The 24,315-nt window shown below is 63.6% G+C and carries 21 protein-coding genes; 14 read left to right on the forward strand and 7 right to left on the reverse strand.

Annotation, left to right across the window (positions count from 1 at the left end):
* Positions 1–23 precede the first annotated feature (23 nt).
* Positions 24–1,664, forward strand: a complete 1,641-nt coding sequence (locus tag BJG93_RS02630; RefSeq protein ID WP_154671800.1) for a hypothetical protein — start codon at positions 24–26, stop codon at positions 1,662–1,664.
* Positions 1,665–2,437: 773 nt separating this feature from the next.
* Entirely contained in the window at positions 2,438–3,547 is a 1,110-nt protein-coding gene (locus tag BJG93_RS02635; RefSeq protein ID WP_051374367.1) for an acyltransferase family protein, read from the forward strand.
* 411 nt (positions 3,548–3,958) lie between these two features.
* On the opposite strand, the gene BJG93_RS02640 is transcribed toward BJG93_RS02635, so the two are convergent.
* A complete protein-coding gene (locus tag BJG93_RS02640) occupies positions 3,959–5,176 on the reverse strand; it encodes an MFS transporter (RefSeq protein WP_027196818.1) in 1,218 nt (405 codons plus the stop codon).
* A gap of 227 nt (positions 5,177–5,403) precedes the next feature.
* Here BJG93_RS02640 and xdhA point away from each other — a divergent pair, with 227 nt between their 5' ends.
* Genes xdhA through xdhC form a run of 3 tightly spaced genes read left to right on the forward strand, consistent with a single transcriptional unit; the run spans position 5,404 to position 9,979 of the window.
* Positions 5,404–6,921: a xanthine dehydrogenase small subunit gene (gene xdhA / locus BJG93_RS02645; protein ID WP_027196819.1), complete on the forward strand. Its 1,518-nt coding sequence runs from the start codon at positions 5,404–5,406 to the stop codon at positions 6,919–6,921.
* 37 nt (positions 6,922–6,958) lie between these two features.
* Positions 6,959–9,328 carry a xanthine dehydrogenase molybdopterin binding subunit gene (gene xdhB, locus BJG93_RS02650; RefSeq protein WP_027196820.1) on the forward strand — a complete coding sequence of 790 codons (2,370 nt, stop codon included), beginning with the start codon at positions 6,959–6,961 and terminating at the stop codon, positions 9,326–9,328.
* A gap of 30 nt (positions 9,329–9,358) precedes the next feature.
* Positions 9,359–9,979, forward strand: a complete 621-nt coding sequence (xdhC, locus tag BJG93_RS02655) for a xanthine dehydrogenase accessory protein XdhC (RefSeq protein ID WP_082194690.1) — start codon at positions 9,359–9,361, stop codon at positions 9,977–9,979.
* Here xdhC and BJG93_RS02660 read toward each other — a convergent pair.
* The 3 genes from BJG93_RS02660 to BJG93_RS02670 form a co-directional block, all read right to left on the reverse strand.
* Positions 9,912–10,859, reverse strand: a complete 948-nt coding sequence (locus BJG93_RS02660; RefSeq protein WP_027196821.1) for a LysR family transcriptional regulator — start codon at positions 10,857–10,859, stop codon at positions 9,912–9,914. The genes xdhC and BJG93_RS02660 overlap by 68 nt on opposite strands.
* 46 nt (positions 10,860–10,905) lie before the next feature.
* Positions 10,906–11,556, reverse strand: coding sequence for a 2-hydroxychromene-2-carboxylate isomerase (locus tag BJG93_RS02665; protein ID WP_027196822.1), 651 nt, complete (start codon positions 11,554–11,556; stop codon positions 10,906–10,908).
* 158 nt (positions 11,557–11,714) lie between these two features.
* On the reverse strand, positions 11,715–13,127 hold the full coding sequence (locus BJG93_RS02670; RefSeq protein ID WP_027196823.1) for a TAXI family TRAP transporter solute-binding subunit: 1,413 nt from the start codon (positions 13,125–13,127) through the stop codon (positions 11,715–11,717).
* Between the two features lie 504 nt (positions 13,128–13,631).
* Here BJG93_RS02670 and BJG93_RS02675 point away from each other — a divergent pair.
* Positions 13,632–13,979 carry a BON domain-containing protein gene (locus tag BJG93_RS02675; protein WP_027196825.1) on the forward strand — a complete coding sequence of 116 codons (348 nt, stop codon included), beginning with the start codon at positions 13,632–13,634 and terminating at the stop codon, positions 13,977–13,979.
* A 265-nt stretch (positions 13,980–14,244) separates the two neighbouring features.
* Complete coding sequence (locus tag BJG93_RS02680; protein ID WP_027196826.1) at positions 14,245–14,493, forward strand: hypothetical protein; 249 nt, start codon at positions 14,245–14,247, stop codon at positions 14,491–14,493.
* Positions 14,494–14,542: 49 nt separating this feature from the next.
* Here BJG93_RS02680 and BJG93_RS02685 read toward each other — a convergent pair whose 3' ends face one another.
* On the reverse strand, positions 14,543–15,331 hold the full coding sequence (locus BJG93_RS02685; RefSeq protein WP_027196827.1) for a sulfite exporter TauE/SafE family protein: 789 nt from the start codon (positions 15,329–15,331) through the stop codon (positions 14,543–14,545).
* 253 nt (positions 15,332–15,584) lie between these two features.
* A complete protein-coding gene (locus BJG93_RS02690) occupies positions 15,585–16,232 on the reverse strand; it encodes a LysE family translocator (protein WP_027196828.1) in 648 nt (215 codons plus the stop codon).
* A 302-nt stretch (positions 16,233–16,534) separates the two neighbouring features.
* Here BJG93_RS02690 and BJG93_RS02695 point away from each other — a divergent pair, with 302 nt between their 5' ends.
* The 7 genes from BJG93_RS02695 (at position 16,535) to BJG93_RS02725 (ending at position 24,056) form a co-directional block, all read left to right on the forward strand.
* The gene (locus BJG93_RS02695; RefSeq protein ID WP_027196829.1) at positions 16,535–16,978 is read left to right on the forward strand and encodes a hypothetical protein; all 444 of its coding nucleotides are present in this window, start codon (positions 16,535–16,537) and stop codon (positions 16,976–16,978) included.
* A complete protein-coding gene (locus BJG93_RS02700; RefSeq protein ID WP_027196830.1) occupies positions 16,975–17,703 on the forward strand; it encodes a M35 family metallo-endopeptidase in 729 nt (242 codons plus the stop codon). The genes BJG93_RS02695 and BJG93_RS02700 overlap by 4 nt, the downstream gene beginning before the upstream one ends.
* Positions 17,704–17,707: 4 nt before the next feature.
* On the forward strand, positions 17,708–18,178 hold the full coding sequence (locus BJG93_RS02705) for a hypothetical protein (RefSeq protein ID WP_154671801.1): 471 nt from the start codon (positions 17,708–17,710) through the stop codon (positions 18,176–18,178).
* 907 nt (positions 18,179–19,085) lie between these two features.
* Positions 19,086–19,979, forward strand: a complete 894-nt coding sequence (locus BJG93_RS02710; protein ID WP_027196831.1) for a LysR family transcriptional regulator — start codon at positions 19,086–19,088, stop codon at positions 19,977–19,979.
* 245 nt (positions 19,980–20,224) lie between these two features.
* A complete protein-coding gene (locus BJG93_RS02715; protein ID WP_027196832.1) occupies positions 20,225–21,241 on the forward strand; it encodes a hydroxymethylglutaryl-CoA lyase in 1,017 nt (338 codons plus the stop codon).
* Positions 21,238–22,491, forward strand: a complete 1,254-nt coding sequence (locus tag BJG93_RS02720) for a CaiB/BaiF CoA transferase family protein (protein ID WP_027196833.1) — start codon at positions 21,238–21,240, stop codon at positions 22,489–22,491. Before BJG93_RS02715 ends, BJG93_RS02720 begins: the two co-directional genes overlap by 4 nt.
* A 62-nt stretch (positions 22,492–22,553) precedes the next feature.
* On the forward strand, positions 22,554–24,056 hold the full coding sequence (locus tag BJG93_RS02725) for an MFS transporter (protein WP_027196834.1): 1,503 nt from the start codon (positions 22,554–22,556) through the stop codon (positions 24,054–24,056).
* On the opposite strand, the gene BJG93_RS02730 is transcribed toward BJG93_RS02725, so the two are convergent.
* On the reverse strand, positions 24,057–24,206 hold the full coding sequence (locus BJG93_RS02730; protein ID WP_167544147.1) for a hypothetical protein: 150 nt from the start codon (positions 24,204–24,206) through the stop codon (positions 24,057–24,059).
* Between the last annotated feature and the right edge of the window lie 109 nt (positions 24,207–24,315).

Here is a 24,315-nt window from a genome sequence, read left to right on the forward strand (position 1 = left end):
ACAATACTCAGTAGCGCCGTCCCATGGTGGCATTCGCCACCGGTTTTTCTTTGCAAAAAAGGAGAAGTGCGTTGGCTAATATCAGTAGCGATACAGTCAATATCAACGACACCGTTGCTCCCGCCTATCTTAAGACCCTAAGCCAACTAGCGAATGGCGACGAGATTTCATTAAGCCGTTTCATAGACCCTGCGCAATTCGCGGCCATACAGGCTGGCACATCAACCTACAATGCGTTCACCGATCTGTCGTCAGCATTTACCAGTGGCGCCCGCAGTCTCTATGCGCCCAAAGGCATTTATCGTTTCAGTGGCGATCTGCCCGCCACTGCGGTGGGCTCGATCCTTCGGGGGGACGGGGGAGGCGAATACACAGGTCTAACGCAACCGACAGCCGGTAACACGATTTTCGAACGGCAGGATGCGGGAACCGCGACCTCGGCAGTCATTACTCTGGGTGATGGCGCTACCATCGAAACCCTGCAGGTACGTCCAGCGAACTTCGCCGCTGTTGACTACACACTTGCGAACTACCCAAGTGGCACTGGGAACGTAGCGCTGGGCGTCAAATTTGGCATTTCGAGCCAAGCGCGTCACGTAACAGGCATCGCATTCCCGACTGCAGCGTTTCAGTTGGGTACCACGGCTGTGCTGGAGCGCTGCTACGGTTACAACTCTGATAAAGGATTTACGCTAGATCCGGCCGGTGCCACCGATGGCATCCTGTTGAACTGCATCGGCATGTTCTGTCAGTCGGCGGGTGCTGATTTGGAGGACAACTACTGGCAGGTGCTGGGCGGCCGCTGGGAATGGAACGCGCGCTACGGCCTGATTCTTGGTGCCGAAAGCACCTGCGTTGGGGCGCTGCTCGATCGTAACGGCTTTGCTGGTATCTGGGTTGCGCCGAATCAATGGGGCAAGGTGATCACCGGCAACTACTTTTCACGTAACGGCGTGGGTGGCGACGGGACGGCGGGGCGCTGGTCATTCTCGACGCCGGGTTCGGCCTCCTACGTCGCGGTCCCGGCTGGCCTATCCTGCCACATTCAGATCGATGTGGAACAGGCTGCCTCGATTGTCGGCAACAGGTATCGTTCAGGCTCAGACGACAGCGGTCAGGGTGCTGACGGCCCACAGTTTATCTATAGCTCGGGCAGTGCCTCACTGCCAGGTGCGTCGCCGATCAGCGGGATCACAATCATTGGCAATACCGGTGACAAGCCTGATAGCGCGATTCTTGGCTTTACCTCAAATTATGGGGGCGTGGCTGACTCCGGTGCTGTTGCGGGAGGCCCAGACACCGATCTGTCGGGTTTCCTGAACACTGGTCTGGAGTATGCGGTGTCGGGGCTGGCGAGTACGATCCACGCAGGGAATCAGTCCGCCTCGATTAACACCAGCACCATTACAGTGGACGTTCTGCGCTGGACTTCCGGCCGGATTCTGGTTCGGGCCAACAGCACTACAACTACCAACCTGTTTGACGTGTATTTCGGGACCAATGCGGCGGATGGCGGCTACACGACTGCAAACGTCAACCTTCTGGGCACTTCGACGTTTAGCAGCGCCACCATGGCAGCCAATACCGCAGACACGCGTTACAACACGATAACCATCCACCTGAAGACTGCGTACTGGACCAATTACACGGTGTATAGCACTTAGTCCTCTGTCCCGTAGATTTGGAGCACCCTGCCCGTCGCCCTTCGGTTTAAATGCGCCCAAACGGCCGCAATGGCGGTCGTGAGGAAGCCAAAAATCGCGGGCGGCACAGGCGGCAGCAGTTGCAGCAAGCACGTTGTCATCGACCATCGTTTCCATTTCGTATTTGTGACGGGCGTCCCTCTGAAAAAACATCGGCATGCTATTTGTTTGGCTGGGGTGCGTCGACGAGCTCAAACGCATCCACGCGAGGGGCACGCAGAGCGTCGCTGTCTCCGAGACATACGAGTCGTAAAAGAGATCCATCACGACGATCGCGCTCACCATCACGTCTGACGGGGCTCAAATTTCTCACGCGGAAAGCAATCTAGTCTGGACGTTACCTCGCCGCATGAATGAAGTTCGAACGGCCTCCTGGACTCTTCAAGGAATTCATATATCGGCGCCTTTTCTTCAGAAACCACATGCTTTTGAGCCATGCGCCGATGCATGTTTTGCATTCTTGGGTGTGTTAGCGCACACAACGCTTGTTGCCCCCCCTATACGATGGAATAGAAATAGTGCCGTTGCCAGCTTTTCGCCGCTTGCTTGGCTCAACCGCAGAAGATGCCGGCCAGCGGTCAGCAAGTTTGACTACGCAAGAGCGGCTGTGCAGAGATGCCTCCCAACGTCGTTGTATCAACCTTTCTCGCTCACATGAGCCGTGTTCCGCCTGACCATACCCATTTTGCGGGGCACCGCGCCGCGCTGACACGCGTGATTGCCAAGGGGACCCAATGCAAAAAATTAACAATCTGACCGGACTGCGCGCGTTCGCCGCATTGCTCGTAGTAGTTCATCATTTCGCCGATAACGAGGGAGTGCTGCCACTCGGCATGAGCGGACTGGTCGACAACTGGGTCTGGGGTGTCGACATCTTCTTCGTATTAAGCGGCTTCATCCTCGCCTACACCTATCTGCCGTCGCGAGATACCGCGTTTGGCTGGGGGGCATATCGGTCGTTCATGGTCAAGCGATTTGCGCGCGTCTATCCGCTGCATCTGGCCACGTTTCTAGTCTTCGTCGGTATGTGGTTGGTCGCGAAGCGCACAGGCCATGAGTTCGCGCACAGCAGCGTCGACTACACCGCACGTACCGCAGTCGAGAACCTCCTGCTCGTTCAGGCATGGGGGCTCGACAAGAAAATCAGTTGGAACTTTGTGTCGTGGTCGATCAGCGCCGAGTGGTTCGCATACCTGTTTGTCTTTCCATTGTGCGCCAAAGTGCTAAGCCGGCTATCGCGGGTGACGTGCGGTAGCATTGCGCTGGTGTCCTGGCTGTTGTTATGCGGCTACTGTTTCCTGTTTAACGGCGGCGATCTCGGACTGACCACATTTGGTGTGCTACGGATCGTGCCACAGTTTATCGCCGGCTACTGGCTTTTCCGTGTACTCAAGACACGGGAAGTTGGTGAAGTCACGATGTGCATCAGTCTCGGCGCTCTGGTGATTCTGATGTGCATGCCGACAACTTGGCCGGTTTTGCTGCTGCCGTTGATCCTGCTTGTGATCGCGGGGCTCGCGAAGGGCGGCGTGGTCGGCGACGCACTGTTCGGCAATCGCGTCGCGGTGTTTTTAGGCGAGATCTCGTTTTCGATTTATCTAATCCACCCAATTCTGCAGATCGCCTGCAATCAGGTAGTGAGGAGATTGCATGTGCAGCAGACGACAACGACCGCGCTGACAATCCTAATCGTCGAGTTGGTCGTTGTTGTAGCCGGCGGCGCACTTGGCTACTACCTGATTGAAGTGCCGGCGCGCCGGATGATCGTCGCGAACTTACAGGGTTGGAGACGTAGGTCGGTCGAAGCGGACGGCACGGTAGCGCCAGCGACAACGGCGTCTTGATCGAAGCGCAGTCTCGCGAGGAGAATCAGCGCCACGGCAGTTGCGTCACGTAAGGATCTTTCATCGGGATCAATGTCCTATGAAATTGAACGTCCGCTTCCGGATGGCTCGATCGTCTCTTATGGGCCGGAGACGGTCCCTCATCCACGACGTGCCTTTGGCCGACGACACACCACACTGATAGTCGTAGACCAGCATCTTCCTAGTGCCTCGAAGCGACATTTGGAGCCTGTTGCGGACCCTGCCGGGCGGTCAATCCGCGCAGTCTCATCAATTCCGTCTTTTTGTCTCACGAACTGGGCTCCAGTCTCACGAGTGCCGTTTGCCCGCACGCCCCTCCGGACAGCGAGAGTGAATGACCGCCGCTGCGGACAGCGCACGTGAAAGGCCGCGGCGCGCTCATTTGCGCATTCATTGCGCGGTGGACAGGCTGGTCGGTTTGGCGTTGCGCAGATACAGCACGGTCGACAGCACGACCGCCGCGGCTGCCGCGATCGCGGCAAACAGGAACACCGAACCGTAACCGAACTCGCCGGCGATATACCCCGCCAACGGCCCGGTAATGCCGAGCGACAGATCCAGAAACACCGAGTACGCGGACAGTGCCGCGCCGCGGCTCGCCGGCGGCACGAGCCCGACCGCCTCGACGCCGAGCGCCGGAAACACCAGCGCGAAGCCGAAGCCGGTCAGCGCCGCGCCAGCGAGCGCGACAGGCGGCTCGGGCGCGAGCCACAGCATCAACAGACCCGCGCATTCGAACGAGAACGACACGATCGCGACGCGAAACCCGCCGTAGGCTTTGATCGTGTTCGCGAACAGCAGGCGTGCGCCGATGAACAGCGTGCCGAACAGCGTCAGCGACAGCGCCGCGTTCGGCCAGTGCTTCGCCGCGTAGAACAGCGTGATGAAGGTCGCGATCGAGCCGAAGCCGGCCGAGCCGAGCGCGAGACCCATGCCGTGCGGCAGCACGCGCGTGAGCACGCTGCGATACGACATCCGCTCGCCGTGCACCACCGGCACCGGCGCGATCAGACGCGCGAGGTAGTAGCCGAGCGCTGCGAGCGCGATCACCAGAATGCCGAGCGCGGTAAAGCCGATCGAGTGCGAGATCGCCACGCCGAGCGGTGCGCCGATCGCGAGTGCGCCGTAGGTCGCAATGCCGTTCCACGAAATCACGCGGGCGTTGTTGGACGTGCCGACGCGGCCGATCCCCCACAGAATCGCGCCGGTGCCGCACAGACTCTCGCCGAAGCCGAGCACGAGCCGGCTGCACACGAGCAGTGCGAGGCTGAGGACCGGCCAGTGACGGGTCAGCGCGGCGAGCAGCAACAGCACGCCGCTCGCGCCGCAGCCGAGCAGACCGATCGACACCGTGCGCTTGGGCCCGAGCGTATCGGCCGAGCGGCCCGCGAGCGGCCGCGACGCGAGCGTCGCGAGGTACTGCACGCTGATCGCCGCGCCGGCCAGCACTGCGCTGTAGCCGAGATCGGCGTGCACGTAGCCGGGCAGCACCGCGAGCGGAATACCGATCGTGAGGTAGCAAAGAAAGGTGAAAAAGACGACTGGAATGATGTGCAGGGTCGTCGCAAATTCGCTGCGGGCAGGCGCGGGCGCGGAGTCGGTTGACATCGGGAAAACGAGACTTGAATTCGGCAGGAAGGCGTGATTCTCCCATGGAACCGATTCCCTTGCAGGGATTGCCTAAAAAGTGGGACGAACGAATGCCGGGTTATATCGGGCCACGAATATGTCCCCCATGCGATTCGGGCTATGGGTTGCGTTTATTGACGGTGATAGCTTTCAAACCATCGACGCGCGCGTCCGCGCGAACCCAGAACAGACGAGAGCACCGACACATGACCGAGCCGATTCGTTTCTATCACCGCAGCGCGATCCGCGAAATCCAGCACGCGCCCGTCACCCGGACGGTGCTGCAGTATCTGCGCGAGGACGCGCACTGCACCGGCACCAAGGAAGGCTGCGCGGAGGGCGACTGCGGCGCCTGTACGGTCGTGATCGGTGAGCGCAACGCGGCGGGCGGCGTCGACTTCAAGGCGGTCAACGCCTGCATTCAGTTCGTGCCGACACTCGACGGCCGCGCGCTCTTCACGGTCGAAGACCTGCGCCAACCGGACGGCTCGCTGCATCCGGTGCAGCAGGCGATGGTGGACTGCCACGGCTCCCAATGCGGCTTCTGCACGCCGGGCTTCATCATGTCGATGTGGGCGCTCTACGAGAAGCACGGCCACGAGCATGGCTGCGCGAACCGCACGGTGCCGTCGCGCGAAGCGATCGGCAATGCGCTGACCGGCAACCTGTGCCGCTGCACCGGCTACCGGCCGATCGTCGACGCGGCCGAGCGCATGTTCGAGGCGCCCGCGCCGCAGGCGCCGGTCGACGTCAAGGCGCTCGCCGACACGCTCGCGACGCTCGAACGGCGCGACACCTTTGAGTATGAGCACGCGGGCCAGCGCTTCGCCGCGCCGCGCACGGTCGCGGCGCTCGCGCGGATCAAGGCGGAAGAACCGGCCGCGCGCCTGCTCGCGGGCAGCACCGACATCGGCCTGTGGGTCACGAAGCAGATGCGCGAGCTCGGCAACCTCGTCTATGTTGGGCAGATTGCCGAGTTGCAAAAGCTTGACACCAATGACGACTGGATCGAGATCGGCGCGGGCGTCAGCGTCGAAAAAGCGTATGCCGAAATCTCGAAGCAGTACCCGGAGCTGACCGAAATGTGGCAGCGCTTCGCTTCGCTGCCGATCCGCAACGCCGGCACGCTCGGCGGCAACATCGCGAACGGCTCGCCGATCGGCGATTCGATGCCGGGGTTGATCGCGCTCGGCGCGCGCGTGATCGTGCGTGGCGGCGATGTCGAGCGCGAGATGCCGCTCGAAGACCTCTACCTCGCGTATCAAAAGACGGACATGGCCGAGCACGAGTTCGTCGTCGGCCTGAAGGTGCCCACGCGCCGCGGTGCGCGCGTGAACCTGCGCTTTCGCACTTACAAGCTGTCGAAGCGCTTCGATTCGGATATCTCGGCCGTTTGCGCGGCGTTCTCGTTTATCGCCGACGGCGGCGCGATCCGCGAGCCGCGCATCGCGTTCGGCGGCATGGCCGCGACGCCGAAGCGCGCGCGCCATGCCGAAGCCGTACTGCGCGACGCGGACTGGCACGAAGCGACCGCACAGGCCGCGATGCTCGCGCTCGGCAACGACTACGCGCCGCTCACCGACATGCGCGCGAGCAGCGACTACCGCCTCGAAGCGGCGAAGAACACGCTGTACCGCTTCTGGCTCGAAACGCGCGCGCAGCAGCCGCTGCCGAAGAGCGCGCTCGACGTGCGCGCAGTCGCGCCGGCCGGCGCGAGCGCGTAAGCGCCGCGCGTCCCCGAAGGATACGGAGAACACAACCATGAACCAGCAAGCCGAACCGTTCCTGAAAGAGGTTCAGGATCTCGACGACTTCACCCAGGTCCACGTGTCGCGTCCGCACGAATCCGCGCATCTGCACGTGAGCGGCCGCGCGACGTACACCGATGACATCCCCGAGGCGGCCGGCACGCTGCACGCCGCGCTGGGGCTGTCGTCGAAGGCGCACGCGAAGCTCGTGTCGATCGCGCTCGACCAGGTGCGCGCGACGCCCGGCGTCGTCGCCGTCTTCACCGCCGCCGACGTCCCCGGCGTCAACGACGTCGGCCCGATCATTCATGGCGACGATCCCATCCTCGCCGACGGCGTGGTGCAATACGTCGGCCAGCCGATCTTCATCGTGGTCGCGACGTCGCACGAGGCGGCGCGTCGTGGCGCGCGGCGCGCCGACGTGGTCTACGAGGAACTGCCGGCGGTCTTGACCGCGCAGCAGGCGCGCGCCGCGAACCAGTTCGTGTTGCCGCCGATGAAGCTCGCGCGCGGCGACGCCGGCACGAAGATCGCGCGCGCCACGCATCGTGAGACCGGTGAGATGCTGCTCGGCGGCCAGGAGCAGTTCTATCTGGAAGGGCAGATCTCGTACGCGGTGCCGAAGGACGACGACGGCATGCACGTCTATTGCTCGACCCAGCATCCGACCGAAATGCAGCACCTCGTCGCGCATACGTTGGGCGTGGCTTCGCATAACGTGGTGATCGAATGCCGGCGCATGGGCGGCGGTTTCGGCGGCAAGGAATCGCAGTCGGCGCTGTTCGCGTGCTGCGCGGCGCTCGCCGCGTCGAAGCTGCTGTGCCCGGTCAAGCTGCGCCCGGATCGCGACGACGACATGATGGTGACGGGCAAGCGCCACGATTTCCACTACACGTACGAAGTGGGCTACGACGAACAGGGCTTGATCGAGGGCGTCGCGGTCGACATGACCTCGCGTTGCGGCTTTTCCGCGGACCTGTCGGGCCCGGTGATGACGCGCGCGCTGTGCCACTTCGACAACGCGTACTGGCTGTCCGACGTCTCGATCGACGGCTTCTGCGGCAAGACCAATACGCAGTCGAACACCGCGTTTCGCGGCTTCGGCGGCCCGCAGGGCGCATTCGCGATCGAATACATCCTCGACAACGTCGCGCGCTCGTGCGGCATCGATGCGCTCGACGTACGCCGCCGCAATCTGTACGGCAAGACCGAGCGCAACCAGACGCCGTATGGCCAGGTGGTCGAAGACAACGTGATTCACGAGCTGATCGACGAACTCGAAGCGACCAGCGACTACCGCGCGCGCCGCAAAGAGATCGACGAATTCAACGCGAACAACGCGATCCTGAAGAAGGGCATGGCACTCACGCCGGTCAAGTTCGGCATCGCATTCAACGTCACGCACTTCAACCAGGCCGGTGCATTGGTGCACATCTACACCGACGGGTCGGTGCTCGTGAACCACGGCGGCACCGAAATGGGCCAGGGGCTGAATACGAAGGTCGCGCAGGTCGTCGCGCATGAACTCGGCGTCGGCTTCGACCGCATTCGCGTGAGCGCGACCGATACCAGCAAGGTCGCCAATACGTCGGCGACGGCCGCGTCGACCGGTTCCGATCTGAACGGCAAGGCCGCGCAGGACGCGGCGCGCCAACTGCGCGAGCGGCTCGCCGCATTCGCCGCCGAGCGTTTCGGCGCGGGCAGCGTGCCTGCGCGGGATGTGCGCTTCGCGCACGACTGCGTGGTGGTGGGCGACGCGGCCGTGCCGTTCGAGGAAGTGGTCGCGAAGGCTTATCTCGCGCGTATCCAGCTGTGGTCCGACGGCTTCTATGCGACGCCCAAGCTCTACTGGGATCAGTCGAAGCTGCAGGGCCGGCCGTTTCACTACTACTCGTATGGCGCGGCGGTGTCGGAAGTCGTGATCGACACGCTGACCGGCGAAATGCGGGTGCTGCGCGCCGATGCGCTGCACGACGTGGGGGCATCGTTGAATCCGGCGCTCGACGTCGGCCAGGTGGAAGGCGCGTTCATTCAGGGCATGGGCTGGCTCACCACCGAGGAGCTGTGGTGGAACGCGGGCGGCAAGCTGATGACGCACGCGCCGTCCACTTACAAGATTCCGACCGTCAACGACGTGCCGCCGGTCTTCAACGTTAAGCTGTTCACAAACCGCAACGCGGAAGACAGCATTCATCGTTCGAAGGCGACCGGCGAGCCGCCGCTATTGCTGCCGTTCTCGGTGTTTTTCGCGGTGCGCGACGCGGTGTCGGCGGTGGGCGGCCACCGGATCAATCCGCCGCTCAATGCGCCCGCAACCAGCGCGGAAATCCTGAAGGCGGTCGGCGCGGTGCGGGCCGCCACGGCGGCCGCGCGGCAGGCGTGATCGCGGTTGGCGAACGAACCGGAGCGCAACATGCCAGCACGCCCCAACCATTTTCCGGGCGACACGAGCGTCATCAACGATGGTCCACCGGTCCATGCCGACCGGCGCGGCACCGCGTCCGAGCTTGCGCCGCGGCCGGCGCCGATGCATATCGTGCTGTTCGGCGCGGGGCACGTCGGCCATGCGCTCGTGCAACTGCTCGGCCGCCTGCCGTGCGTGGTCCAGTGGGTCGATGAACGCGACGAGCTGTTCCCCGACGAGACGCCGCACAACGTGCAGGTCGAAGCGACCGACACGCCCGACGCGGTCGTCGACGCCGCGCCGCCCGGCGCGTGGTTTCTGGTAATGACGCACAACCATGCGCTCGATTTTTCGCTCGCCGCGCGCATCATGCGGCGGCGCGATTTCAGCTACTTCGGCATGATCGGCTCGAAGACGAAGCGCGTGAAGTTCGAGCGGCGTCTGCTCGCGCGCGGCGTGGAGCGGGAGCGGCTCGCGCAGATGACCTGTCCGATCGGCGTAGAAGGGATCGTCGACAAGGCGCCCGCTGCGATCGCGATCGCGGTGTGCGCGCAACTGCTGGTTATCGCTTCGCGCGCGGCGTCCTGCGCGCGACCAGCTCACGCGACACCTTGGACATCAACGTGCTGAGCCAGCCGATATCGCTCGGCCGATCCGGCTGCGGATGCCACAACTGATAGCAGCGGATGCGCGGAAACGCGATCGGCACGTCGACGACCGCGAGCGGCAACATGCTCGCGTAGTGCATCGCGAAGCGGCGCGTCGTCGTGAAGATCAGATCCGATTGCAGAAGCGTCTGCGCGACGAGCCCGAAATAGGGCAGCGTCGCGACGATGCGCCGGCTCGCCTTCGCCCGCGCGAAGCCGGTATCGATCGCGCCGCCGCGCGCGCCGCTGTAGGGGGTCGGCGCGAGATGCGGCGCGGCCAGGTAGGCGTCGCGCGTGAGCGGCTCGCGGGTGAGCGGATGGTCGGCGCGCATCATGCACACGACGGTATCGGCGAACAGATCGCTGCGCTCGAAGCGCGGATCGGGCTTCGGCCAGTTGCCGATCACGAGATCGAGTTCGCCGGCCTCGAGCGCGGCGGAATGATCGAGCAGCGGTCCCAGCGATTCGATTTCGAGCCGCGCATGCGGTGCGGATTCGCGAAACCGCGCGATCACGGTCGGCATGAAGAAATCGTTCAGATAGTCGGGCGCGGCGACGCGAAACGTGCGCCGCGAGCGGCCCGGGTCGAAATCCCCGTGCGGTGTCGCGACGAACTCGACATCGCGCAGCACGCGCTGCGCGGCCGCGAGCAGTGACTCGCCGAATTCGGTCGGCACCATCCCCGACTTGCCGCGCACCAGGATCGGATCGCCAAGCGTTTCGCGCAGCTTGCGCAGCGCGGTGCTGATCGCGGGCTGGGTCTGATTCAGCCGCAACGCGGTCTGCGTGACGCTGCGCTCGACCAGCAGTGTGCGCAGCACGCGCACGAGCCAGATATCGAGTGAGGCGGCGGTGTCGTCCATGATCGAAGCGCGTGCAGTCAAGGCGCGGCCCGCTGCGGCTACCGCGTTATGCCGGCTTGTTCGCCAGCCCCCACGGCAGCGAACTGATCCGCTTCACCTCGCCCGATTCGAGCCAGTTTGGCGTGCGTGCGCAATACAGCACCATCGGCAGCGCGTCTTCGCCCCAGAACAGCTGGTCGTTCAGACGGAACGTCGGCACGCCGTAGACGCCGAGGCCGATCGCCTCGGCGGTATTGCGTTGCAGTTGCGCCTTCACGGCTTCGTTCTGGATCAGCGCCGGGCCGTCCGGCTTGCCGACGCGCTCGCACAGTTCGGCGAACGCTTCGTCGCTCGACGGGTCGCGCCCCTCGCGCCAGATGAAGCGGAAAATCTCGCGCACGAATTGCACGTCGCCGTTCGCTGCGGTCGCGAGCAGCAGCGGCTTGATCGAATCGAACGGATGGGCGGGCGGCATTTTGTACGGAATGCCGAGCTGCTCCGCGCGAAACAGCGCGTGCCGGTACATGAAGGTGCGCTTGGCGGGCACGCTGTACGCGGAGCGCTGGCCCCAGTGGCGATACAGATCGTTCAGCACGACCGGCGTGAACGCGAAGTCGAAGCCGGGCCATTTGTCGTGTTGCTCGAGCAACAGGTAAGTGAACGGCGAGACGAAATCGTAAAACCACAGCGGCTGTTGGGCGTCGATGCCAACGGTCATAAATGTCTCCCGGATTGCCTGCGTCGGACGGCGCGGAGGGTGGGCGTCCGTTATCTCATCAAAATTGTAGCGATCTTACGCGGTGCGGTCCCGGCTTGCACCGGCGATATCCCCTGGGGGCGGGCGCCGGGTGCCGGTTCTGGCGGTGGCGCCAGAGCTCAGCCTTTGACTTTGTCGGTCGCCGGCTCGTCGGCCTCGTCCAGCCCGCGCTGCGTGTCGCGGCTTTCGGTCAGCCGCCGCCGCACGAATCCGATGTGCTCGCGCAGCACGTAGAACTGATCCGCATATGCGAGCGGCATCTTCATGCCGTTGACGGAGTCTTCGATCGCGTCGAGCCGCTCGATCAGCGCCGCGCGTTCGGTCGACAAATGTTCGCTGAGCGCGCTGCGCTCGATCGCGATCAGCGAGCCGTACCAGCGATAGATGCGCGACTTGACCCGCCACGCGTACAACCCCGGCACGACGCGCAGCGCCGGCACGAGCAACACGATCAGCGGCACGACGATCACCAGCAGGCGGTCCGCGAGACTCGCGATCCAGAACGGCAGGGTCCGGTACAGGAAGCTCTTACCCGACTTGTAGTAGCGCGCGGCGTCGTCGGAAAGCGGGAAGTCGTGCGCGAGCGGCGACGGGAATTCGCCCGCGCGCTGCATGGTCGTCGCGCCGCCATGCACTTCGCGCGCGGCTTCGATCAGCAGATCCGACAGCGCCGGATGCAGCGAATCGCGCGCGATCAGCTCGGCGGTCGGCGCGACGATGCTGATCGAGGTCGCCGGCAGGTTGTTGCCGAGGTCGAAGGCGCCCATCGGCACCTTCAGATGCGTCAGGTACGGAAAGCGGCGCGTGTACGCGTCGGCCTGCGTGAAATCGTAGAAGCGCACGTTCTGCGTGCGGTAGAGCTTGCCCATCACGGCAGGCTGCGCCGAGTCGCCGGCGAGGAAGGTCGCGTCGATCGTGCCGTCGATCAGCGCGTTGGCGGCTGCGTCACCCGTCAGCGGCAGCAGTTGGGTCGGACCGCCCGGCGCGATGCCGTTGGCCTTCAGCAGCGCGAGCGCGAGCTCGCGGGTGCCGCTGCCCTCGGGGCCGATCGCGAGGCGCTCGCCCTTGAACCCGGACAGCCAGTCGACGGGTGCGCCGCGATAGAAGATCGCGAGCGGCACGTAAGCGACGCTGCCGAGCGACATCAGGTTCTTGTCCTTGTCCTGCGCGCCGGGCGCGATGCCGCCTTGCACAAAGCCGACGTCGACGTTGGCGTTGGGGTCCGACAACCGCTTGAGATTTTCCTGCGAGCCCTGCGAGGCCAGCACGTTTAGCGTAATGCGGTTGCGCGCAAGGATCGTCTTGTACTTCTGCGCGGCGATCCAGAACGTGCTGCCGACGGGGCCGGCGCTAATCGTCAGCGTATTCGGCGGGGCGGGCTGGATCAGCCGCACGGCGGCCCAGATCGCGACGATCACGAGCAGTACCAGCGGGCCGAACGAGACCGCCAGGTCGCGCCACGAGATCGCGACGAAACGGGCGACGAGACGGGTGGGGCGAGTGGAGCGGGTGGGGCCGGTGTCAGGCTTCATCGGATCAGCTGAAAGCGACGGTCGATAGGGCTCGAATGTGCGAAGGCGGCTCGGCGGCGCCCCGCACGCGTCGCGCCGATGGTACCTGAGATTGGCGCGGCCGCGAAACGCGCGGCCGCCGTCACGCCGACAAACGCGTAACAAATGGTGAACGTCACGGTGAACGTTGCGGTGAATGTCGCAAACGAACGCCTGCTGTCGGGGCGCACACCGCGTGGTAAACCCTTTGCGCTTCTGTCCCGGCTAGATTAAATTGTGCATCGCTACCGCGATCCAACGTTTGCGGCGCGATCCTGGCGAGGCTGACAAGAACCGGGAGCGTCGGCGGACTTCGCGTTAGCCGGTTGCCGGTTGCCCGGTAATCAGTCGCTCTCGCCTCTTGCACATCGTGTCGCAGCCGTTGTCGGCCGTCGCTCACGCGCGTTCGCGTGATGATGGCCGCCCGTTGTCGTAACGAAGCCGCTTATTGATGCGGTCCAAGGTGAAACCAAGGAGAAGAGAGCTATGAAGACGATCGGTTTTCTGAAAACGCTGGGTCCGGTTGTGGCGATGGTGGTGGCGTGCAACGTCTATGCGCAGACGAACGCTCCGGCAACCGATACGGCGTCGGCGGCAGCCTCCGTCAAGGCCGGCAAGCGCGCGAATCACGCCCTCGGCCGCAAGGTGCGCGCCGCGCTGAGCAAGACCCAGGGTCTCAACGTGTCGAACATCGCCGTGCGCGCGCGCGGGGGCGCGGTGACGCTGACCGGCACGGTGCCGAGCCAGGGCGAGATCGACTCGGCCGGCGAAGCTGCCAAGGGCGTCGCGGGCGTGACGTCCGTGTCGAACAAGCTGACCGTGATGCAACAGTAAGCGATGCGCGGGTGCGCGCGGCGCCGCAAGGCCGCGTCGCGCGATCTATCTATCCGCTCCGAAGCTCCGGCATGATTGCCGGAGCTTTTTTTTCGCCGCTGGTTGTGGAACGTGGTATTTCGTGAGCTTTGCGGGGCCGCAGCAATGCGGCTTGCCGCGCTCACCGGCCCTGATCGGGGCGCGGCCGCTGCGGATTCGTGCGCTGCGACACATTGCCGACGCAGCGCGAGGCGTACTGTGACGAGGAGGAACAGGAGCCAAGGTCATGGAAACCACGCTGTTTCGCTATATCGATCTGCCGATCGGGGATCGCGCGGCGTTCGAACTGGTGTGCGCGCGACGCGGTTTCGCGCCCGCGCATTTCGACATCAGCGCGAGCGCGGCACCGGGTGAGCCGGCGCACGAGCGCGTTGTCACGGTGCGGCGCGGCGGCTGGTCACAGTCGTATCGCGACCGCGACGGTCAGTGGGTCAGGCAGTTCGAGGCGGATCTGACTTGCCGGTTTTTCAAATAGAGAGACGCGGCGCACGGGCGCGGCACGGGGTTCGCGTGTCCTCAGCGCATCACGACAACACGAGCCGCACGCCGACCAGCGTCAGCGTCGCCGCGAGCAGATTGCGCAGCAGCGCGTCGGGCGCGCGCGACGCCAGATAGCTGCCGATCGCGATGCCAGGCAGCGACCCCACTAGCAGCGACACCAGCATCGACCAGTCGACCGAGCCGAGCAGCCAATGTCCGGCGCCCGCCAGCAATGTCAGCGGCACCGCGTGCGCGATGTCGGAGCCGACGATGCGCGTCGTCGGCAGCATCGGATACAGCAGCAACAACACCGTCACGCCGATCGCGCCCGCGCCCACCGACGTCAACGACACCAGCACGCCGAGGGTTGCGCCGGTCAGCATGGTCAGCCCGAGCGTGCGTGCCTGACTCGGCGCGCGTTGCTTGCGCGCGCCGAGCGCCGCGAGCTGCGGACGAAACACCAGCGCGATCGCGGTAATCAGCAGCGCCGCGCCGAGCACGACCTGGATCAGCCGGCTCGCGCCCGGCGTGTCCATCCCGTAGCGATGCAGCAGGATCAGCGTGATGGTGGCCGCGGGCACGCTACCGGCCGCGAGGCGCAGCGTGATCTGCCAGTCGACCGAGCCCTTCAGGCCGTGCACCAGCGTGCCGGTCGCCTTGGTGGCGGCCGCGTACAGCAGGTCGGTGCCGACCGCGGTGGCCGGGTGCACCTTGAACAGCAGGACGAGGATCGGCGTCATCAGCGAGCCGCCGCCGACGCCCGTCAGGCCGACCAGAAATCCGACGAACAGGCCGGAGACGGAGTACAGCAGATCGATGTGGGGTAGAGCCATTGAACGGACAGCTGACGCAGCGCGCGTGAAGGGTTGGGCGGCAAGCCCGGCGTACGCGCCGGGGAGGGCTGGTGCGGCGGCGTGCGGTGCGCTGCGCGGTCGCTCGGCCGTCGCCGGTGCGACGAAAGGCGCTATTGTCGCAAAACTGCCGCGCCTGCGTGCGCACTTGTTTAAGGCGAGCGCGCCGCGGCTGGCGTCGGGCTGCGTTCGGCATGCACGGCGCGGGTGTGTCGCGTGGCGTGCGTGGTGCCGTTCAGAGCGCGCGGCGGATTTCGATGAGGCCGAACGCCGCGAGCGTGAGTCCGACCACGCGATCGATCGCGAGACGCAGCCTGCCGCCGATCGCATGACGCGCGAGCGACACCGCGCTCACCAGAGAACACCACCACGCGATCGAGCCGGCGAACACGCCGCCGACCGTCGTCAGCGCGATGGCTGGCGAGAACGCGCCGCGCGGTGCGAGCGTCGTGAACAGCGCCGCGAACATGATGACGGTCTGCGGATTGGTCAGCGTCAGCAGCAGCGCGCTGGCGTACGCGCGCAGCGCGCCGGCGCGGCCGATCTGCGCGAGCTCGCCGTTGCCATTGCCGTTGCTGTCGACGGTTTCGGCGGGCGGCTTCTGCAGCAGTGCGCGCACGCCGAGATACAGCAGGAACAGGCCCGCGAGCAGATGCAGCGGGCGGTCGTACGCGAGCATGAACTGAGAAATGCCGACGAGGCCGAGCGCCGCGATCAGCCCGTAGGCCGCGTCGCCGCTCGCGATGCCGAAGCCGATCGCGAGTCCCGCTCGCGGGCCGCCAGTCAGCGTGCGGCGGATGCACAGCATGCCCATCGGCCCCACCGGTGCGGCGATCGCGAGGCCGACGCCGGCGGCGGTGAAAAACAGACTGGTGGTGGACATGAGCTGGTTCTCGAGCGGTTGTTCTGGTTGGGGTGATGGCCTGCGGGCAGCCGGCGCATCCGCCAGCATAGCCAGACCGAAAACCGCGAGCAAGGGCGGGGATGGGCGAGACGACGGCATGACGGCTCAATATCGACTTTTCTATTGACCGTTATATCGGAAAAATCCGCCTAAAAGTGAGATAGCCAGAGCAATTGTTAATATCTGTCAAAAATGTATATCCCAAATTAAAGTCGTTGACCGCGACCTCGTTTACATGGTTAATTTGCCAGGTATTCTCTGGAAAAATCAAAAAAGATCAAATGGGACGACAGAAACAAAATGGTACCGTGCGCAAGGAAGAGTGCGAGCTTTGCCGTATCACCTATTCAATATCCTCAAACTTCCCACCAATGCCATCCGCAATGGCGTTGAACGCCGAAACCGGCGAATGGTTTCCGTTCGATAGATTGAAGTCGTATTCCAACGGTTATGACATGGCCGAAGCCCTGGGTTACGCATGGGCGTGCGATTGTCGCGGACGCAAGGCAGCGTCAGAACTGACGTCGAAACGTCACACTCACGACGAGCAATACACGCTCAAGGATCGCGACAACAAACCGCTTGCCAATGTGCGTTACCGGGTCGTTCTTGACAGTGAGCGGGTGAAAACGGGGACGACGGATGCACAAGGGAAAACCGAACGTATCGAGACTATTTTCGCATCGAATTTGAGGTTTTACATCAATAGGAGCAAACAGGGATGAATGATTCTGACCGACGAAATGAGCACAGCTTCAAATCGGACGAGGATGAAGAGTGGATCTTGGTACACACAGGTGCCGTTACCAATACAACTCCGGGGTCATTGGTTCATGTCACAATCAATACGTTGCCAATATGTGAAAATATGAGCAACGCCGAGTTTAGAAGGCTAATAATGCGTTTGCGAGACGCAGCGTTGACTCTCATAAATGAGCGTATTGCGGACGTTGCGCGGTGGGATAAATCAGCGCAAGATCGGGTGAAACGCTGGTTCGGCCGGAGCGATCAGTTTGTCCACAATCGATTGAGCTTCGGTCTGCCGAGGCTGGCAACTGCGATGCAGCAGCTACAACCGGAGAAGATCATTCGGTGGGACGAACAGAAGGGGATGCAGATTTCGTGTGCAATAACTCCCGATAGAGGCGTCAACGATGCGGCAGTATGCAAGCCGGATTCGGCGCGTAGAATAATTGCAATCTATCCGCATTTTTGTACTCTTCCTGATGCTGATGTTTCGACAAATTGCAAGTTGAAGGTCTTGATTCACGAATGTACGCACTATATCGATACGTTCGATTCAGACGATGTGATTTATGGTTTTGGATCTGGTATTGGTTATTGGGCACAAACCGATCCAGACGGGGCATGCAGGAATGCAGACAATTTCGCGTGTTATATTGCCCATTTTGATGCCGTCAGTGAATTTGTCGAAAAGAGGATTTTTTAATCTGATGAAAAAACGTATTTTATCCGTTCTTTTTATATTCTCTTTTGCTGTGTCGCAGCAAGCGACGGCTTGTACCATATCAGAAGATTTGACTGAAAGCGTTCCATTGAACTACCAAGGAATTCCAAATGCCTACCGTCTAAAAATGGCGAGCATGGTATTGAATGCCCGGCAATGGCCCAACGTTGAGATTCAAGCGCAAATCGTCGCAAACGCCTACGTTGGGGAAGCCAATGCTAAAGAACTGGCAGAGTCGCGGGGTAGGCAGCTAAAAGACTATTTGATTGAGCTTGGTATAAAGCCGCAGCATATATATGTCGACACTCATCTGGAGAGGTTGCCTTATTCAAAAGATAGCACTGGCCGCAGTGGATATCTACAGCTTAGCGTTGGTCTCATGCCGTTATGCAAGGGTGGCTGTCAGCGACTGTGCGACGATCCGCGCGTGACGCCGACAAGCAAAGCAATCAAATAGTCGAAGTCGAGCCATCGAAGATCCGAAGATGTATCCAGCGGTGCCCCGCTTTCTTACACCGGATGCTATACAGGTCCCAAATCCTTCGGGGGTTTCCGAACATGACCTCAAGTTTTACAAGAACGTGCGCTAGCATAATTCTCTCGTGTTTGGCTACAGTCAGCTACGCTCTCCCCTTGGCGGCATATGGTCCGGATAAGCCTGTCAATGATCTGCATCGAGGTCCCGGTGGATGGGCGATATCCGTGAAATGCAAGCACAACGGAGCGCCCGATGACTGTGTTGTCTCTGTGTTAAAAAATGGAAGAACAACTCGGACAATTATCAAGACATCAGTCCGACCGGGAATTCAATGGTACGGGGACATTGCAATGATGCGGTTCCCTTGTGGTACTGGCTGCCGCAACGATATGTTTTTCAGTCCGCCGGACAAGGTTGACGGGCACGAGTTAGTCGCGCAAGACGCGATTGACATCAAGCGCCGTCTGGTTGTTAGTGTGGCGTCTAACCCGCTCGAGGTTTTTAGACTTTTTGCGGGCAAGGCACCTGTGGCAACACTGCACCTTGCGACTTCGTACACTCAACCGGACGTTGAAAGACTTCGTTGGGAACGTGATCGTCTCGATGTTTGGTATCGAGACGATTCAGGGGCGGTGAAACGAGCGTCGGTCGCAATTCCGCGACACTAATCTTCCTGGTCGCGATGGCTGCCAAAGAGTCGCAAAGACATGCCCCGCTTCGGCGGAGCTTTTGCACTCCTGCGTAAGACACAATCACACATCGCGCCCCGAGTCATGCAGGCGAGCGGCATCACCACGACTGGGCGTACCCAAGCGACACAAACCCTCCACGGTTTTCAACGATCAACCATAATTCCCCCACTGCCAACTCACAACCCCCCACGCCGATGTGGCAAATCGATCAGGTGACGCTGCGCTTGTTCATCGCCGTATGCGAGGAAGGGACGATCGCGCGCGCGGCCGAACGCGAGTTCATCGCGCCATCGGCGGTCAGCAAGCGACTCGCCGATCTCGAAGCGCTCGTCGATGTCGCGTTGCTGTCGCGCAGCCAGCGCGGCGTGCGCGCGACCGCCGCCGGCGAAGCGCTGTTGCGCCACGCGCGGCTCATCATGCGCGACCACGAACGCCTGCAGGCCGAGCTCAGCGAGTACGCTGCCGGCGCGCGTGGGCATGTGCGCGTGCTCGCCAACGTATCGTCGATGGTGGAGTTTTTGCCCGAGGCGTTGTCGGCGTTTTTGCGGGCGAATCCGGCGATCCGGGTCGACGTCGAAGAGCGCGTTAGCGCGGACATCGTGCGTGGGCTCGAAGAGGGCGTCGCCGATCTGGGCATCTGCCGTGATACGGTGCCGCTTGGCAGTCTTCACACCTTGCCGTATCGCGCCGACCATCTCGCGCTGATCGTGCCGCGCGCCCATCCGCTAGCGGGCGAGGCGCAGATCGGCTTTGAGCAGACGCTCTCGTTCGATCATCTGGGCCTCGCATCGAATGCGTCGGTCAATGCGCTGATGCAGCGCATTGCACTGGAGAAGGGCCGCGAGTTGAATTACCGCACCTATGTGTCGACGTTCGACGCCGCATATCGTTTCATCCAGGCGGGTCTGGCGGTCGCGATCCTGCCGCGCGAGGCGCTGCCGCGCCATGCCGCCGACGCGTACGGGATCGTCGCGGTGCCGTTGCGCGAGCCGTGGGCCGAGCGGCGTTTCGTGATCTGCATGCGCGATCGCGCGGCGTTGACGCTGGCGGCCGCGCGTTTGCTCGAACATCTGCTGGGCGCCGTGTAACACGGGCGACGAGCCGCGCCACCCGCGCCGTCGCTGCCTGCCCAGACAAACCCCTAAGCATTTCACCCAGGCGAGCGTCAAAGCCCGCCCCATCGGCCTGAGCGGCCATCGCGAGCGGCGATGGTGGGCGTCGTCAAAGGCGACTTTGCCGCGCGCGAGCACGCGGGCACGCTGTCATCCAGTTAGCGCATCGCTTCTATCCAACGGGCCGCCCTGGCCCGCGTCCACGATCAGGATTCAAATCGATGAATGACACCCGCGAGCGCGTCGTCGTGACCGAAGTCGGTCTGCGCGACGGTCTGCAAAGCATTGCCGGCATCATGTCCACCGACGACAAACGGCGCTGGATCGACGCCGCCTACGCGGCCGGCGTGCGCCACATGGAAGTCGCGTCGTTCGTGCCGGCGAAGCTGCTGCCGCAGATGGCCGATGCCGCCGACGTAGTCGCTCACGCGCGTCGCTACGCCGATCTGAGCGTGACCGCGCTCGCGCCGAACCTGAAGGGCGCGCAGCACGCGCTCGAGGCCGGCGCGCAGCGCATCGTCGCGCCGATCTCGGTGAGCGCCGCGCATAGCGCCGCGAACGTGCGCAAGACACCCGCAGAGATGATCGACGCGTTTGCCGCAATGCGCGAGCTGATCGACGGCGCGTCGTCAGCAACGGGCCGCCGCGTCGAGTTGATCGCCGGTTTGTCGACGGTGTTCGGCTGCACGCTTCAGGGCGCGGTGCCCTACGCGGACATCACCGCGATCGCGCGCGCCGCGGTGCAGGCCGGCGCCGACGTGATCGCGCTCGGCGACACCACCGGCGAAGCGACGCCGCGCCAGGTCGGCGAGGTGATCGAGCTGGTGCGCGACGTCGCGGGCGCGAAGCTGCGCTCGCTGCATTTTCACGACACGCGCGGCCTCGCTCTGGCCAACACGCTGGTCGCGCTGCGCTACGGCGTCCGCGAGTTCGATGCGTCGCTGGCCGGCCTCGGCGGCTGTCCGCATGCACCAGGCGCGACCGGCAACGTCAATACCGAAGACCTCGTGTTCATGCTCGAGAGCATGGGCTACGACACCGGTATCGACATCGCGCGGCTGCTCGCATCGCGCGCGGTGCTGGCGCAAGCGCTGCCGGGCGAGCCGCTGTACGGCTATCTCGCGCGAGCGGGATTGCCGAAGCAGTTCGCGCACGCGCAACAAGGCGCGCGTGAAGCCGCCGAGCGCGCCGGATCTTTGCGTTGTTCCCGTTCTTCCATTCCGCAGGTGCCGCAATGACTCCGCTTTCCTCTGCTAGCTCCGTGTCGTCTTCGCCGTCAACGTCGCCGCAGCAGCCGGGCACGCTGCCGCTCGCGGGCATTCGCGTGATCGAGTTGTCGCATATGGTGATGGGCCCGACCTGCGGCATGATTCTGGGCGACCTCGGCGCCGAAGTGATCAAGGTCGAGCCGCCGCGCGGCGACAGCACACGCCGGCTTCTGGGCACCGGAGCGGGCTTTTTCCGCACCTTCAATCGCAACAAGAAGAGCGTCGCGCTCGATCTCGACAGCGCAGCCGGTCTCGCCGCGCTGAAGCAACTCGTCGATACCGCCGACGTATTCGTCGAAAACTTCAAGCCCGGCCGCATGGCGAGTCTCGGCCTCGATTGCGCGACGCTGCGCGAGCGCAATCCGAAGCTGATCTACGTATCGCACAAGGGATTTCTCAACGGTCCCTACGAACATCGTCTCGCGCTCGACGAGGTCGTGCAGATGATGGCGGGGCTCGCGTATATGACCGGGCCGGTGGGCCGTCCGCTGCGCGCGGGCAGCTCTGTCAACGACATCATGGGCGGCATGTTCGGCGCGATCGGCGTGCTGGCCGCGCTGCACGAGCGGCATGCGAGCGGCCGCGGCAAGGAGGTGCAAAGCGCGCTGTTCGAGAACTGCGTGCTGCTGAGCGCGCAGCACATGCAGCAGTTCGCGGCGACCGGCGTGGCTGCCGCGCCGATGCCCGAGCGCATCAGCGCATGGGCCGTCTACGACGTGTTCACGCTCGCGCGCGGCGAGCAGATGTTCGTCGCCGCGACGGGAGACACGCAGTGGCGCGCGCTGTGCGCGATTCTCGAACGCGACGATCTGCTCGCCGATGCCCGCCTCGCGACCAACAACGACCGCGTGCTCGCGCGCGGCTGGCTGTTGCAGACGCTCGGCGAAAGCCTGAGCCGCCTCGACGGCGCGACGCTCGCGCCGCTGTTCGAGCGACATCACATTCCATTTGCGTCGATCACGAAGCCCGAAGAACTGTTCGACGATCCGCACCTGAACGCGAGCGGCGGCCTCGTGCCGCTGACGCTCGAGGACGGCAGCGAAACCGCGATGCCGTTGCTGCCGATTTCGATCGACGGTGCGCGTCTCGGGCCGCGTCGGCCGATCCCGAACATCGGCGAGCACACCGTCGACGTGCTGCGCGAGCTCGGATACGACGATGCGCGGATCGCCGAGCTGGGCGGCGACCTGCAAGCGCGGGCGCCGCGCGCGGCCGCATGAACGTCGTGCCGCGCGTCACCCGTTTCAACCGGCACTAGACCAAAAAATACTGGAGACAGACGATGAAATCGTCGCATCAGGCGGTGTACGCAACGGCGCTCGGCGATGCGGGCGCGCTGGGTGACTCACGCACGGACGCTGGCGCCGATGCGGCAGGCTCGGGCCGCGCCGGCGCGATCGCACTCGACGGCGCGCGCATTTCCGCGCGGCTCGACCGGCTACCCGCGACTCGCACGATCTGGCAGCTCGTGATGCTGCTGAGCTTCGGCATGTTCTTCGAGCTCTACGACCTGATGTACTCCGGCTATATCGCGCCGGGACTCGTGCACAGCGGGCTGCTGACAGCCACGACGCGCGGCCTGTTCGGCACGAGCGGCGTCGCAAGTTTCATCGCCGCGCTGTTCGCGGGCCTTTTCATCGGCACGGCGGCCTGCGGCTTTCTCGCCGACCGCTTCGGCCGGCGTGCGATATTCACGTGGTCGCTGCTGTGGTACACGGCGGCCAACGTCGTGATGGCGTTCCAGCACACGGCGCTCGGATTGAACTGCTGGCGCTTTATCGCGGGAATCGGCATCGGCGTCGAGATCGTCACCATCGGCACGTATATTTCCGAACTCGTGCCGAAGCACATTCGCGGCCGCGCTTCGGCGTGCTCGCAGGCGGTCGGCTTCTGCGCGGTCCCTATCGTCGCGTTCCTGTCGTATCTGCTGGTGCCGCGGCACGTGTTCGGTCTCGACGGCTGGCGTGTGGTCGTGCTGATCGGCGCGCTGGGCGCGATCGTGGTGTGGTGGATTCGCCGTGGCTTGCCGGAGAGCCCGCGCTGGCTCGCGCAAAAAGGCCGTCTCGACGAAGCCGACGCGGTGATGACGCGTCTCGAAGCACGCGTCGCGCGCGAGTATCGGCGCCAACGCGGCCTGCCGTTGCCCGAGCCCGCGTCGCCCGAACCGGTGCGCGCGCGAGCGGCGTTTCGCGATCTGCTGGTGCCGCCGTATCGCAAGCGCACGCTGATGCTGATCATCTTTCACGTGTTCCAGACCATGGGCTACTACGGCTTCGCGAACTGGATTCCGACGCTGCTGATCAAGCAGGGCATCACGGTGACGACGAGTCTGATGTACGCGAGCATCATCGCGATCGCGGCACCGCTCGGGCCGTTGCTCGGGTTGCTGATCGCCGATCGCTTCGAGCGCAAGACCGTCATCGTCTGCATGGCGGCGCTCAACGTCGTGTGCGGACTTGCGTTCAGCCAGGCGCGCGAGACGGTGCTGCTGGTGAGTCTCGGCGTGTGCCTCGTGCTGGCGGGCAACATCATTTCATATAGCTATCACGCGTACCAGGCTGAACTGTTTCCGACCGGCATCCGGGCGCGTGCGGTGGGCTTCGTTTATTCGTGGAGCCGGATTTCGGCGATGTTCTCGGCGTTCCTGATTGCCGCGTGCCTCGGTCGCTTCGGCGTGAACGGCGTGTTCATGTTTATTTCCGGCGCGATGGCGATCGTCATGGTCGCGATCGGTACGCTGGGGCCGAAGACGCGCGATGTGGCGCTCGAAGATATTTCGAAGTAGCTAGGAGTCCCGGCGAGTCTCGTCGTTGCTCGACAACCGGTTCGACACGTCGCCGAGCAGCAGCGCGAGCAGCACCACGCCGATCATTGCGAACAGGAACCCGCCGATCATCGTGGCCAGTATCAGCAGGGTCCATGAAATGCCGTTCATCTGTGCGGTTCCAGCGCGTTTGTCGGGGGCATCGTAACGCCTTCGGGGATCACTTCTCTGTGCGCTTGCCCGCCGTAAGCCTGTCAATCGACGCCGAACTATCGTCGCA

Origin of the sequence: Paraburkholderia sprentiae WSM5005 (genome assembly GCF_001865575.2) — a bacterium.
Taxonomy (GTDB): Bacteria; Pseudomonadota; Gammaproteobacteria; order Burkholderiales; family Burkholderiaceae; genus Paraburkholderia; species Paraburkholderia sprentiae.